Annotated in this window: 13 protein-coding genes; 10 read left to right on the top strand and 3 right to left on the bottom strand. The window is 70.1% G+C overall.

From position 1 onward, the window contains the following. Window positions 1–266 precede the first annotated feature (266 nt). A complete protein-coding gene (locus tag OG858_RS41380) occupies window positions 267–1,019 on the top strand; it encodes an IclR family transcriptional regulator domain-containing protein (protein ID WP_327745505.1) in 753 nt (250 codons plus the stop codon). Between the two features lie 53 nt (window positions 1,020–1,072). On the opposite strand, the gene OG858_RS41375 is transcribed toward OG858_RS41380, so the two are convergent. The 3 genes from OG858_RS41375 to OG858_RS41365 all read right to left on the bottom strand — a co-directional run bounded on the left by OG858_RS41375 (window position 1,073) and on the right by OG858_RS41365 (window position 4,409). Continuing rightward, a complete protein-coding gene (locus OG858_RS41375) occupies window positions 1,073–1,984 on the bottom strand; it encodes an SDR family NAD(P)-dependent oxidoreductase (RefSeq protein ID WP_328543913.1) in 912 nt (303 codons plus the stop codon). 140 nt (window positions 1,985–2,124) lie between these two features. Next, window positions 2,125–2,742, bottom strand: coding sequence for a response regulator transcription factor (locus OG858_RS41370; protein ID WP_328543914.1), 618 nt, complete (start codon window positions 2,740–2,742; stop codon window positions 2,125–2,127). Between the two features lie 17 nt (window positions 2,743–2,759). Further along, entirely contained in the window at window positions 2,760–4,409 is a 1,650-nt protein-coding gene (locus tag OG858_RS41365; RefSeq protein WP_328543915.1) for a sensor histidine kinase, read from the bottom strand. 374 nt (window positions 4,410–4,783) lie between these two features. On the opposite strand from OG858_RS41365, the gene OG858_RS41360 reads away from it, so the two are divergent. The 9 genes from OG858_RS41360 to ligA all read left to right on the top strand — a co-directional run bounded on the left by OG858_RS41360 (window position 4,784) and on the right by ligA (window position 12,397). Continuing rightward, window positions 4,784–6,424 carry an AMP-binding protein gene (locus tag OG858_RS41360; RefSeq protein WP_327747875.1) on the top strand — a complete coding sequence of 547 codons (1,641 nt, stop codon included), beginning with the start codon at window positions 4,784–4,786 and terminating at the stop codon, window positions 6,422–6,424. Window positions 6,425–6,803: 379 nt separating this feature from the next. Then, window positions 6,804–7,553: a PIG-L deacetylase family protein gene (locus tag OG858_RS41355; protein WP_328543916.1), complete on the top strand. Its 750-nt coding sequence runs from the start codon at window positions 6,804–6,806 to the stop codon at window positions 7,551–7,553. Then, on the top strand, window positions 7,550–7,888 hold the full coding sequence (locus tag OG858_RS41350; RefSeq protein ID WP_086747664.1) for a hypothetical protein: 339 nt from the start codon (window positions 7,550–7,552) through the stop codon (window positions 7,886–7,888). Before OG858_RS41355 ends, OG858_RS41350 begins: the two co-directional genes overlap by 4 nt. Window positions 7,889–8,030: 142 nt before the next feature. Then, entirely contained in the window at window positions 8,031–9,068 is a 1,038-nt protein-coding gene (locus OG858_RS41345; protein WP_328543917.1) for a PDR/VanB family oxidoreductase, read from the top strand. 120 nt (window positions 9,069–9,188) lie between these two features. After that, window positions 9,189–10,247 (top strand): aromatic ring-hydroxylating dioxygenase subunit alpha, encoded by a 1,059-nt coding sequence (locus OG858_RS41340; protein WP_086747662.1) that lies wholly within the window; start codon window positions 9,189–9,191, stop codon window positions 10,245–10,247. After that, window positions 10,244–10,960: an alpha/beta fold hydrolase gene (locus OG858_RS41335; protein WP_086747661.1), complete on the top strand. Its 717-nt coding sequence runs from the start codon at window positions 10,244–10,246 to the stop codon at window positions 10,958–10,960. Before OG858_RS41340 ends, OG858_RS41335 begins: the two co-directional genes overlap by 4 nt. 18 nt (window positions 10,961–10,978) lie before the next feature. Then, window positions 10,979–11,260: a muconolactone Delta-isomerase family protein gene (locus OG858_RS41330; RefSeq protein ID WP_327725664.1), complete on the top strand. Its 282-nt coding sequence runs from the start codon at window positions 10,979–10,981 to the stop codon at window positions 11,258–11,260. Next, window positions 11,257–12,009, top strand: coding sequence for an SDR family NAD(P)-dependent oxidoreductase (locus tag OG858_RS41325; RefSeq protein ID WP_327725663.1), 753 nt, complete (start codon window positions 11,257–11,259; stop codon window positions 12,007–12,009). Before OG858_RS41330 ends, OG858_RS41325 begins: the two co-directional genes overlap by 4 nt. A 31-nt stretch (window positions 12,010–12,040) precedes the next feature. Continuing rightward, window positions 12,041–12,397, top strand: a complete 357-nt coding sequence (gene ligA / locus OG858_RS41320; RefSeq protein ID WP_319314947.1) for a protocatechuate 4,5-dioxygenase subunit alpha — start codon at window positions 12,041–12,043, stop codon at window positions 12,395–12,397. Window positions 12,398–12,426 lie beyond the last annotated feature (29 nt).

The following is a 12,426-nucleotide window of genomic DNA, read 5'->3' as shown; positions in this document are numbered from 1 at the left end:
GCAGGACGTCGATGACCGGGAAGCGCGAGAAGGGAAGGGGCCATGACGCCTGTCGGACAATCATCCGCCTGGCGGACAGTTTGGGTCAGCGTCACTTCGGACACTTCCGGTGTCAACCCCTGCGCTGGGAAGTCATGATCTCAGCCCGTCTGAACTCATGTCCGCAGCACGGACACGCGTTAGGCTGACTGTGGGAAGCCATAGCTCGACCGCAGCCGAGGAGTCGCGTGCCACGCCAGGGAACAGGACCGGATTTCATCGAGGCATTGGCCAGAGGGCTCGAGGTCATTGCCGCGTTTCCGCCCGGGCAGCCGCAGATGTCACTGGCTCAGGTCGCCGGCGCCACCGGGCTCGCCAGGCCGACCGCCCGCAGGATTCTGCTGACCCTGGAGGAACTGGGCTATGTCCGCTCGTGTGAGGCGGGGTTCGCGCTGACCCCCAGGGTGCTCGAACTCGGGGTCGCCTACGTACGCTCCATGGGTCTGTGGGACATCGCGCGGCCCCATATGGAGCGCCTGGTGGAGCGAACCGGCGAGTCGTGCTCCGTGGCTCAGCTGGACGGATCGGACATCATCTATGTGGCCCGGGTGGCTGTCCCCAAGCTCGTGACCCTGTCGGTGCAGATCGGAACACGGTTTCCGGCTCTGCAGACCTCTCTGGGAAAGGTACTGCTGGCAGCCTTGCGGGCCGATGAGCTGAAGCAGGTGCTCGCCGAGCCTTCCCGCTCGGGGCTGACGCCGTGCTGGCAGCCCGACCTCGGCGAACGTGACGCGGCCCTGCGCGAGGTGCGAGCACGGGGATGGGCGCTGACGGACCAGCAGTTGGCGCCCGGTATCCGGTCGGTCGCGGCCCCGCTGCGTGACGGCTCCGGCCAGGTCATCGCGGCCCTCAATGTCAACTGTCACGCGGCCGAGACATCGGTCGAGCGACTTGTCGAGGAGCATCTGCCACCGCTGTTGCAGACGGCGGGAGACATCAGCGCGGATTTCGCCCGCGTCGCCGCGGTGCCGCAGGCCTGAGGAGCCACTGCCCCCTGCACGGACCTGAGGGCCGTCGAGGGGCCGCGTGCGCGTCACGCCTCCTCGAAGGCCGCCAGATCGAGGGGCGTGGGCCTGAAGTCCTGAAGCCGGTTCGCATAGGTGCCGGAAAAGAGTTCCGCGACCGATCCGGCGGTCCAGCCGTCCTGCCGGAACCGCTCCTCGACCTCACCGGGGTGCGTCCACAGAGCGATCCGGTCGCCCCCCGCCGCGATGGCCTGTCCGGTGATGTGGGCCGACTCCTTCGACGCCAGATACACGATGACCGGTGCCACGTCGTCCGGCGATCCCAGCCCCTGCCGCCGGACGGCGTCGGGAACGGGCTCCCCCGCGTCGACCTTCGCCACGAGGTCACCGACCCGGGGCATGGTCGCCACCATGCGGGTCAGCGCGGTGGGCACGATGGCGTTGACGGTGACATCGATCTTCGCGAGTTCGAGCGCCCAGGTGCGTGTCATCGCGACGATCGCGCCCTTGGAGGCCGAGTACGCGGTCTGGCCGAAGCTGGCGCGCTGCCCCGCCGGCGATCCCACCAGGATGAGCCGACCACCCTCGCCCTGTTCCCGGAAGTGGGCCGCCGCCGCGCGGCCGCAGGTGAACGTACCGCGCAGATGGCTGTTGACGACGACGTCGAAGTCGTCGTCGGTGGTGTTGCGCAGGGTCCTGTCACGCAGCGCACCGGCGTTGGTGACCATCACATCGAGCCGGCCGAACTCGTCGACCGCGCGCCGCACCAGCCCGTCGGCAAACTCGGAACCGCCGACCGCCCCGACATGCGCGACAGCTGCTCCGCCCGCGTCCGTGATCAGGTCGACCGTCTCCTCGGCCACGTCGGCGTCCAGGTCGTTCACGACGACGGAGGCACCCGCCGCCGCCAAGGCACGGGCGTAGGCACGTCCCAGGCCTCGGCCCGCACCTGTGACAATGGCGGCTTTGCCGTCGAGCATGATGTCCTCCTGCGCTGGTCGATACGGCGTCCTTCCGAGCGTAGGAACGCCGGGGCCCGCGAGGATCCCGCTGATGACGGCACCTGTGGCCGACCTCTGTCCCGTCCGGTCCGGGACATCCGTCGCGGTCGGCGGAGCGGTCAGCCCCTCGGGGGCACCAGCCCTTGCCGTACCGCGAGCAGCGCGGCCTGGGTCCGGGAGGTGAGCCGGAGTTTGCGCAGGACGTTGCTCACGTGGGTGCGGGCGGTGCGCTCGCTGATCACCAGCTCGTCGGCGATCTGCTGGTTCGACCGCCCCTCGGCGACCAGGACGAGCACGTCGCGTTCCCGGCCGGTGAGCGAGGCGAGCCCGGTCGGAGGCGAAACGATCTCCTGGGTGAGTCCCCTGGCCACCGCGGGGTCGAGGAAGACCTCGCCCCGGGCGGCCGCGCGGATCGCGGCCACCACCTCACCCGCTTCGGCGTCCTTGAGCAGGTAGCCGGCGGCTCCCTGGGCGAGCGCCGCGTGGACGCGTTCCATCTCGCCGAAGCTGGTGAGCACCACGACCCGGACACCGGGGTGACGCTGCTTGATCGCTCCGATCGCCGTGGCCCCGTCCATCCTGGGCATGAGCAGGTCGATCAGCACCACGTCCGGCAGTTCCCGGTGCGCGGCCATCGCGTCCAGCCTGGTGAGCGCCTCCTGGCCGTCCGCGGCCTCCGCAGCCACCTCCATGTCGTCCAGGACCTCGAGGTAGGCGCGGATTCCGCGGCGTACCACGGCGTGGTCGTCGACGATCAGGACCCGGACCGGGCGGAGTGCTCCGCCTCCGTGAGCGGGACTGCCGACGGAGCGTTCCGCTCCGAGTCCGCGGGCGGCGCCTGGGGCACTCGTACCGGAAGGGGTACGACGACCCGTACGGTCGTGCCGCTCCTCCCGCCGGATCTGATCCTCATGGTGCCGCCCCATCGCTCCGCCCTTTCGCGCATGGTCGTCAGTCCATAGCCGTGGTGCCGGTGGGGACCGGTGCTTCGGCCCCCTTCGCTGTCCGGCGCGTCCCGTCGTCCGCCGGAGTCCGCGAATCCGCAGCCGTCATCGCGGATCACGGCGGTCAGTGTGTGGTCGCGTATGCCGAGGCGGATGGTGACGGCGGTGGCCTCCGCATGCTTGACCACGTTGTGGATGGCCTCGGCGACGATCCGGTACATGTCCTCGGCCAGTTCGGGTTCGACCGCGTCCGCCTCCTGCCCGCACTCCAGCCGGATACTGAGACCCGTCCGGTTCTCGGTGCTCTTGACGAGCGTGGTCACCGCTTCCTCCAGCCCGAGCCGGAGGGAGGCGGACGGACGGAGTTCGTGCACCATGGCCCGGAGATCGGCGAGGACGGTCCGCGACAGGGACCCGACTTCGTCCGCGAAGTTCCGGACCGCCACCGCGGAAACCGCTTCGCCCCGCGCACCCAGCACGCCCACGGCGTTGGCCTGCATGCCGATGGAGAACACCTGCTGAACGATCGAGTCGTGCAGGTCGCGGGCGAGGCGCTGACGCTCGTTGCGGCGGGCACCCTCACGCTCCGTCTGGAGCAGCGTGGCGTGGTCGACGGCGAGGGCGGCCTGTTCCGCCATGGCGGCGAGGAACTCCAGTGTCCGGCTGCCGATCTCCTGGCCGGGGGCGAAGTAGGCGTTCAGCACCCCTTCGGGACGGCCGCGCGCCATCAGCGGCACACTGACGAAGGAGTCCCAGTTCAGCTCCCCGAGGTACGCGTGCAGCGGTTCCCAGGCGGGGTCCGCGAGGATCTGTGCCCATCGGTGCGGCACGACGATCGGCTTGCGCTCCCTCAGGGTGTCCAGCATGCGCAGCCGGGCACCCCGGTCACGACACTCCAGGAGACGGTCGAGGAACCCGTCCCAGTGCCGCAGCCCCGCGGAACCCATCAGCCTCAGTTCTCGGCCGGTGCTGTCGAGGGTGAGGATCTGCACGCCGGCCAGGCCGTCCGCCTGGACGATCTGCTGGGCCACGGCGTCCAGTGTCGAGCCGAGCGAGCCTTCCGAAGCCAGCGCTATCGACGTCCGGGCGATCGCCGCGATCCTGCGCTGCCGATGCCATTCGTCGGTGACGTCGCGGAACGACACCACCGTGAACTTCGGGTCGGTCGGCAGACCGCGGGTCCGGTAGGCGAACTCGCGACGGGGTCCGGATGCGGGCTCCCAGTGGGCCACCTGCTCGTCCGATCGAGCTTCCAGCAGCCCGGCCCGGCAGGCGCCGCCCCCCTCCGCCGGCGTGAACGGGGACGGCCCACCGATCAGTTCACCCTCCGAGTCCGCCTCGAGCAGCGCGGCGGCCGCCGGGTTCAGCCGTACGAAGCGGCCCACGCAGTCCAGAACGGCGAGGCCGTCCGGCGCGGCGGCGGCGATGTCGTCCCACCCCACGAGCGGCGACGCGGACATGACCGATCTCCTCATGGTCGACCAACGGTGAACTGCCCGGAAAGGCCGCTGTGCCAGGCGGACGCGGCGTGGAACCGGATGCCTCCACGGCAGGCGTCGGTCGGCCTGGGGACGCTGCCGACTCAGGGCCGGTCACAGCATCGTAGCCCGGCGGATTCCGGGCGGTCCTACGTCATTCGACCTGTTCATCGGCGGGACGAAGCGCCGATCAGGTTCAGTCAATGCTCGCGTTCCCCCTGCTGAGGGCGGCTGCCTAAGTTGGAAGGGCGCCCCGCGGACCGTTTCACTCCCCCGAAAGGGTCCGCGGGGCCGCACGAGCGGCCTGCTCGATCATGTGGTCCGCGCGAGCCATCGAGGACGAGGAGGTCCGAGACGTGGACGTGTCCATCGGCACGATCTGGGAGGCGGTGTGCCATGCGCTGCCCCATGCCGTCGCCATCACGGAGCCCGGGCGCGAGATCACCTACCGTGAGTTCGACGAGCGGGCGTCACGGCTGGCCACCGCGATGGAAGAGGCCGGGGTCGGCGAGGGCGACACCGTGGCCTGCTACCTGTACAACGGCGCCACCTACCTGGAGACGGTCTTCGCCGCCTTCAAGCTCGGTGCTGTACCGGTGAACGCCAACTACCGCTACACCGACGAGGAGCTCTCCGAACTCCTGACCGACGCCGACGCGGCAGTGGTCGTCTTCAGCGGCGCCCTGGCCGCCCGGGTCACGCATGCCGCCGACCATGTGAGCACGCTGAAGCTGCTCGTGAGGGACGGCGCCGAGCCTGCCGACGGCCCGGCCGGGCCTGTCGCACCCGAGCTGGAAGAACTGCTGGCGGCGCATGAACCGCGTGAGCCGCGGCCACGCCCCGGATCCGACCGGCTCTTCATGTACACCGGCGGGACCACCGGCAAGCCGAAGGGTGTGGTGTGGCGACAGAGCGATCTGCTGCACTCCCTGGTGGTCCCGATCTTCCAGCCGCTCGGTGTCACCGAGCTGCCGACGACGCTCGACGAGGCCGTGGCCATCGCGGTCGAGGCGCACCGCGAAGGCAGCGCGCCGACCACGATGCCCGTTGTGCCGCTGATGCACGCCACCGGACTGTTCAACACCATGGGCGCTTTGATGGTGGGTGGCAGGGCGGTCACCGCGCGGCAGGGCGGGCTCGACCCGGAGCACGTCTGGCGCACGGTCGCCGAGCAGCGGGTCGCGACGGTCATCGTCGCGGGCAATGCCGTGTGCCGACCGCTCGTCGACGAGCTCGTGCGGGCGGAGCAGGCGGGGACGCCGCACGCTCTGCGCTCTGTGCGCAGGGTCCTCAGCTCCGGCACGGCTCTCAGCGACGTACTCAAGCGGCGACTGCACGAGCGAGCCGAGATCACGGTCATCGATGCCATCGCGTCGAGCGAAGGGGGGCCTTTCGCCTTCGCGATCACCTCCTCCCTCAGAGACCTGCCCGCCCGATTCTTCCCCGTGCCCGCGACGAGGGTGATCGGCGACAACGACCGGTTCGTCGAACCCGGCAGTGACGACATCGGGAGGCTCGCCTATTGCGGGCCCATGCCGCTCGGTTACTACAAGGACACCGAGAAGAGCGCGACGACGTTCCGCACCATCGACGGAGTCCGGTACGCCATCCCCGGTGACCTCGCCCGTCTTGAGGCCGACGGCGCGATCCGGTTCCTCGGACGCGGCTCGGGCGTGATCAACACGGGTGGCGAGAAGGTGCACCCGCAGGAAGTGGAGAACGCCCTGCTCTCCCACCCCGGTGTGACCGACTGTGTCGTCGTCGGCGTCCCTGACGAGACCTGGGGCGAGCGGGTCGCAGCCGTCGTGGCGGTCCGGGCGGACACGACCGTCACCGGGGAGGAGCTGCGCGACTGGGCCCGGCAGAGCCTCGCCGGCTACAAGGTGCCGCGCTCCGTGGTCCTGACGGACGTCCTGCCCCGAACCCCCACCGGCAAGCTCGAAGTCGCCTGGGCCAAGAAGACCGTCCAGGAGTCCGACGCGGGCGACAGGGTGTGACGGTCGGGTGCGAGCAGCCATGGCCGACCATCACGCCGCCGCGCGGCCCGTACGGCGGTCCGCGCGGTGTTCCAGGCAGCGTTCCAGCGGCAGCGTCGGTCCGCACGAGGCGTAACCCCCGGCCTCGATCCGATGGACGGAAGGGCCTCGTTCCCGGTAGGCGGAAGGCACTGGGGGTGCCGCGGGTCCGCCGTGGTCCGGCTTCGTGGACCGTGGACACCCCCGCCTCGGCGATGCGAAGGCATGGGAGTTCGGCCGACCTCCGAGTTCTCCGCCCCGGCACGCCGACAGCGATCCCAGCCGTCTCCGGCCCAGATCCGGGGCCCACGTGCCTTTCCCTCTGCTCACCCACCCATCCCACTCGACCCAAGGAGTCCTGATGAGCCACGACACCTCCACCACGTCCGAAGGCGCGTTGCTGGTGATCAGCGCGCACGCGGGCGACTTCGTCTGGCGGGCCGGCGGCGCCATCGCCTTGGCCGCCGAACGCGGTCAGCGCGTGAAGGTGCTGTGCCTGAGCTTCGGCGAGCGCGGCGAGTCCGCCCGTGCCTGGCGGGACGGCCTGCGCCTGGACGAGATCAAGGCGCTCCGCCGCACCGAGGCCACGAACGCCGCGGCCGCGCTGGGTGCGGAGATCGAGTTCCTGGACGCCGGGGACTACCCGCTGCTGGAGACCCAGGAATTGGTGAACCGCGTCGTGCACGTGTACCGGGAGGTGGATCCCGCGGTCGTCCTCACCCACACCCTCACGGACCCCTACAACGGCGACCATCCGGCCGCCGCCCGCATGGCGCTCCAGGCACGCGTGCTCGCCCAGGCGGTCGGTTACGACGCGCCCGGTGAACCGCTCGGTGCTCCCTCGGTGTTCTTCTTCGAGCCGCACCAGCCGGAGCAGTGCGGCTTCAAGCCGGACGTCCTGCTGGACATCACCCCCGTCTTCGACAAGAAGCGCAAGGCCATGGAGTGCCTGGCCGCACAGCAGCACATGTGGGACTACTACACCGACCTCGCCAAGCGGCGCGGCGTTCAGCTGAAGCGCAACGCCGGACCCAACCTCGGCCTCGCACACGTAACCATGGGAGAGGCGTACGTGCGGCTCTACCCGCAGACGACGGATGTCCTGGCATGACGGCGCACAACGCGACGGGTGCCCGTGAGGCCACTCACGTCTGGGTTCCCTTCCTCGACACGTCCCTGTACGTGCAGTTCACGGACGAAACCGACAGGGCGCACGGAACCGCCGGAACGTACGACCCCCGGAGTCTGTTGGCCGAGGCCGTCCCCGAGGACGCACTCACACGCGACGACCGTTACGGCGTGGTGATGTGGCGCACCGACGTCGCACGGCTGCACGCCGTCGTGGAAGCCCTCTGGAGCGAGGACGACCGCCAGGTGCGGATCCACCTCGACCAGGCCCCGCAGGCAGGCGGGGACGACGACCTGCCCGGCCCGCGCGACGGATGACGTAGTCCGGGCCACGACCATACGCCGCCCCGGTCCGGTCATTCGAGCGATGACCTGGGCATCCTGCGGTGGCTAGCGTCGATCGTGCCGCCACCGACACCGCGCGGCCCGCCCTGCCGACCGTACCGAGGAGATGACGAACGTGACGAGCCCATCAGCCACCGCCCCGGACACGCACCCTCTCGGTTCCGCCGCGGCCGGAACGCCGTCCGGGACCCGGCGCGGCACCGAGTTCGAAGGCACCGTCACGGTGCTGGCCCGGCAGGCGGTGGCGGACGACGTCGTGTCGCTGGAGCTCGCGGCGAGTTCGGGCGAACCGCTGCCGGTCTGGCAGCCGGGCGCGCACATCGACGTCGTCCTGCCCACGGGCGCCACCCGGCAGTACTCGCTGTGCGGCCCGGTGGGAGACACGGCTCATTGGCGTGTCGCGGTGCTCCGGGAGCCCGGCGGGCGCGGCGGATCGCAGTGGATCCACGACCACGTCGAGGAGGGCGGCGAACTTCGGGTGCGCGGCCCGCGCAACAACTTCCCGCTGCGGCCCGCCGCCCGATACCTGTTCGTCGGCGGCGGTATCGGCATCACCCCCTTGCTCCCGATGATCGCCGAGGCCGACGCCGCCGGGGCCGAGTGGTCCCTGCTCTACGGTGGCCGCACACGCTCCTCCATGGCGTTCCTGCCCGAACTGGAGGGCCACGGCGCGCGCGTGGCAGTGCGGCCGCAGGACGAGCACGGACTGCTCGACCTCGCCGGCTTCCTCGGCGATCCCGACCCGTCCACCCTGGTGTACTGCTGCGGCCCCGCAGGGCTCATCGACGCGGTCGAAGCGCACTGCGCCGACTGGCCGACCGGTGCGCTGAACATCGAGCGGTTCGCCGCGGCGGCCGTCCGACAGCCCGCCGACGACACGGCCGAGCAGTCGATCGAGGTGGAACTGCGGGCGTCCGGGACCACAGTGACCGTGCCGCCCGGCCTGTCGGTCCTCAAGGCCGTGGAGCAGGCGGGCGTTCCTGTCCTGTCCTCGTGCGAGGAAGGCATCTGCGGCTCGTGCGAGACCTCCGTCCTGGAGGGCGAGGTCGACCACCGCGACTCACTGCTCACCGAGGACGAGCGCGCCGCGAACGACACGATGCTGATCTGCGTCTCCCGGGCGCTCGGCGGACGCCTCGTCCTGGATCTCTGACACCCCGACTCGGTCCGGGCGGCGCCCTGTCGGTCGCAAGCGGACCGGTGCACCTCAGTACCCATCACCGACCCGGCACACGCCCGAGCCGGACGGCCGACGCCGAAGAAAGGACCCGCGATGACATTGACACAGCATGTGCGCAACGGCTGGTACCTGGGAGCCTGGTCCGACGAGATCGGCCGAACCCTCAAACAGCGCTGGATCACCGACATCCCGGTCTGCTTCTACCGGCTGCCCGACCGGACCGTCACGGCCGTCGAGGACCGCTGCCCCCACCGCAAGTACCCGCTGTCGCTGGGCCACCTCGACGACGACGGAACCCTCCAGTGCGACTACCACGGCTACCGCTTCGACGGCCAGGGCGTGTGCGTCGGGGTCGCCGAGCAGGCCGACCGACCCAAGGCGGCACTGCGCCGGTTTCCCCTGGTCGAGCGGGACGGTGCCCTATGGATCTGGCCCGGGGACCCCGAACTGGCCGACGAGAGCCTGCTGCCCGACACCTCGTGGCTGACCGACCCGAGCTGGACCCATGTGCACGGCGTCGTCCCGCTGAAGGCACGGCACATGCTGCTCCTGGAGAACCTGCTCGACCTCACCCATGAGACGTTCCTGCATCCGACGAGCATCGGCAACGCCGCCGTTGCCGCGACCCCGATCGACGTGACCGTGGACGGCGACCGGGTCGGCTTCAGCCGACGCATGATCGGCATCGAGGCCCCTCCGTTCTACGAGAAGTCCTGCGGGCTGACCTCTCCTGTGGACCGTTGGCAGGACGGCGACTTCTACCCGCCGGGCATCTTCGTCCTCAACATCCGCGTCGCGGCCACCGGCACCGAGGAGCCTGACGGCTTCCACATGAAGGTGCTCTACGGGATGACACCGGGGCGCGGCAACGAGACGCACGACTTCTACGCACTGGGCCGCGACTACCTCATCGACGACCAGGAGCTCACGAAGTTCCAGCACGAGCAGCAACTCGCCGTGATGCAGGAGGACGTCGACGCCCTGGAGGCGCAGGAGATCATGTACGCCACCGATCCGGGCGGCACCGCCGAGTCCAGCATCAAGTCCGACCTCGCCGCCCTCCGCGGACGCCGTGCGGTGGCGAAGATGCTCGCCCGCGAACAGCGCGCACAGCAAGGCGCCCGCATCCCTCACAGCAGGGCGTCCGTATGAGCGGCCGCCACGTCTTCGTACTGCTCCACGGAGCCTGGCACGGCGGATGGGTATGGCAACACGTCACACCGCTGCTGCGTGCGGCCGGGCACGAAGTGCACTCCCCCACGCTGACCGGGGTGAGCGACCGCGCCCATCTGCTCAGCCCGCAGGTCGGGCTCAGCACCCACATCCAGGACGTCGTGGCGCTGATCGAGGCCCACGACGCCCGGGACGTGGTCCTCGTCGGGCACAGCTACGCCGGCCAGGTCGTCACCGGCGTCGCGGACCGGATCCCCGAGCGGCTGGCCCGGCGCGTGCACCTCGACGCCTTCGTCGGCGACGACAAGGACGCGGCGATCGACCTCCTTCCCGAACGCATCGCCGGGCACTACCGGGAGTCCGTGGCCGGCCCCGGCTTCGGCTGGCTCATCCCGGTGCGCTCGCTGAGTGTGCTGGGTGTCGAGGAACAGTCGGACCTGGACTGGCTCGGCCCCCGGCTGACCCCACACCCCTGGCTGACCTACACCGAACCCCTCCGTCTCACCGGGAAGGCCGACCACGTACCCGGCGCCTTCATCGAGTGCACCGACTGGATGCGGGTGTTCACCCCGCACGCCGAGCGTGCCGCCGCCCGTGGCTGGCCGGTCCACGAGATCGCCACCGGCCACGAGGCCATGGTCACCGCCCCGGGCCGACTGGCCGAACTGCTGCTGGAGATCGCGGCAGCCTGACCCCTGAAGGAACGCCCCATGGAATTCCTCGTCCGTACCGAGAACACGCTGCCCCCCAACACGCCCGACGACGTACGCGAGACCCTGCGCAAGGGCGAGCGCGAACGGGCCATGCAGCTCAGGGAGTCGGGAATCCTCAAGCGGCTGTGGCGGGTTCCGGGCCGCAACGCGACCATCGGCCTGTACGAAGCAGCCGATCCGGCGGAACTGCACGACGCTCTGGTCTCCCTGCCCATGTGGAAATGGATGGACATCACCGTCGAGGCGCTCGCCACCCATCCGCAGGAGAAGGCGCCGTGACCGTCGGCCCTGACGGTCGGAGCCCACGGGTCGCGGTGGTCACAGGTGCCGCCGGTGGCCTGGGGCTCGCCGTCGCCCGCAGACTGGCCGAGGACGGATTCACGGTCGCCGCCCTGGACATCGCCGAGATGGACGACACGGACCCGACTCCGGGTGTCCGGGCCTGGCGTTGCGACGTCACAGATCCGGCCGCGACCCGCCAGGCCGTGACGGAGATCGCCGAGACGTACGGCGGTGGCCGGATCGATGTACTCGTCAACAACGCGGGACTGCTCTCCGGCCGGGCACCACTGCTGGAGACGACCCCGGAGGAACTGCACCGGTTCTTCGCCGTCAACGCCGTCGGCCCGCTGCTCATGGTGCAGGCCTGTGTGCCCTGGCTGAGCGCAAGCCCGTACCGAGGGCGGGTGATCAATGTCGCGTCCCGCACCTTCTTCACGGGAGCGCCAGGCCAGATCGCCTACGTGGCCAGCAAGGGCGCACTCGTCGGCATGACGCGGGTCATGGCCCGCGAGCTGGGCGAGCACCGGATCACCGTCAACGCGGTGGCACCCGCGCAGGTGGCCACTCCGGGCACCCGGGCGCACTCCGACGACGAGGTGTTCGCCGCGACCATGCGCCGACAGGCGATCGAGGAGTTCGTCACCCCGGAGCACTTCGCCGGCCTCGTCTCCTATCTCGCGTCCCCCGACGCGGTCATGGTCACCGGCCAGACACTCGTCTGCGACGGCGGCGGGCTCCTGCACTGACCGGCGACACCACGGGAGAGGAGAGGAACGAATGAACGGCATGACACCCCAGGTCCCGGGAACCTACGTCTTCGACGCCGCGGAAAGCCGACGCGCCCGAGCCCTCAACCGGCTCTGCGGTTCCCTCAAGGAGGCCGAGAACCGGGAGAAGTTCAAAGCCGACGAAGCGGCGTACTGCGAGACGTACGGACTCACGGTCCAGCAGCGGGACGCCGTCCTGCGACGGGACTGGAACCGGATGATGGAGCTGGGCGGCTCCATCTTCTACGTCTTCAAGCTCGCCATGGTCGACCAGAGATCCATGCAGTACCTCGGCGGGGTGTTCACCGGCATGACCACCGAGGAGTTCGCGCAGGCACTGAAAGCGGGAGGGCGGAGCTTTGGCTGAGGTGATATGGGGTCTGGCCACATCGCACG

Source organism: Streptomyces europaeiscabiei (genome assembly GCF_036346855.1).
GTDB classification, from domain to species: Bacteria; Actinomycetota; Actinomycetes; order Streptomycetales; family Streptomycetaceae; genus Streptomyces; species Streptomyces europaeiscabiei.
Note: the sequence above shows the minus strand (reverse complement) of the source record. Positions and strands in the feature narration are given on the sequence as shown.

Excerpts from the sequence above, each read along its gene's own strand:
- OG858_RS41330 (WP_327725664.1), top strand. The coding sequence starts at position 10,979 with ATGGAATTCCTCGTCCGTACCGAGAACACGCTGCCCCCCAACACGCCC.
- OG858_RS41335 (WP_086747661.1), top strand. The coding sequence starts at position 10,244 with ATGAGCGGCCGCCACGTCTTCGTACTGCTCCACGGAGCCTGGCACGGC.
- OG858_RS41350 (WP_086747664.1), top strand. The coding sequence starts at position 7,550 with ATGACGGCGCACAACGCGACGGGTGCCCGTGAGGCCACTCACGTCTGG.
- OG858_RS41365 (WP_328543915.1), bottom strand. The coding sequence starts at position 4,409 with ATGTCCGCGTCGCCGCTCGTGGGGTGGGACGACATCGCCGCCGCCGCG.
- ligA (WP_319314947.1), top strand. The coding sequence starts at position 12,041 with ATGAACGGCATGACACCCCAGGTCCCGGGAACCTACGTCTTCGACGCC.
- OG858_RS41355 (WP_328543916.1), top strand. The coding sequence starts at position 6,804 with ATGAGCCACGACACCTCCACCACGTCCGAAGGCGCGTTGCTGGTGATC.
- OG858_RS41375 (WP_328543913.1), bottom strand. The coding sequence starts at position 1,984 with ATGCTCGACGGCAAAGCCGCCATTGTCACAGGTGCGGGCCGAGGCCTG.
- OG858_RS41340 (WP_086747662.1), top strand. The coding sequence starts at position 9,189 with ATGACATTGACACAGCATGTGCGCAACGGCTGGTACCTGGGAGCCTGG.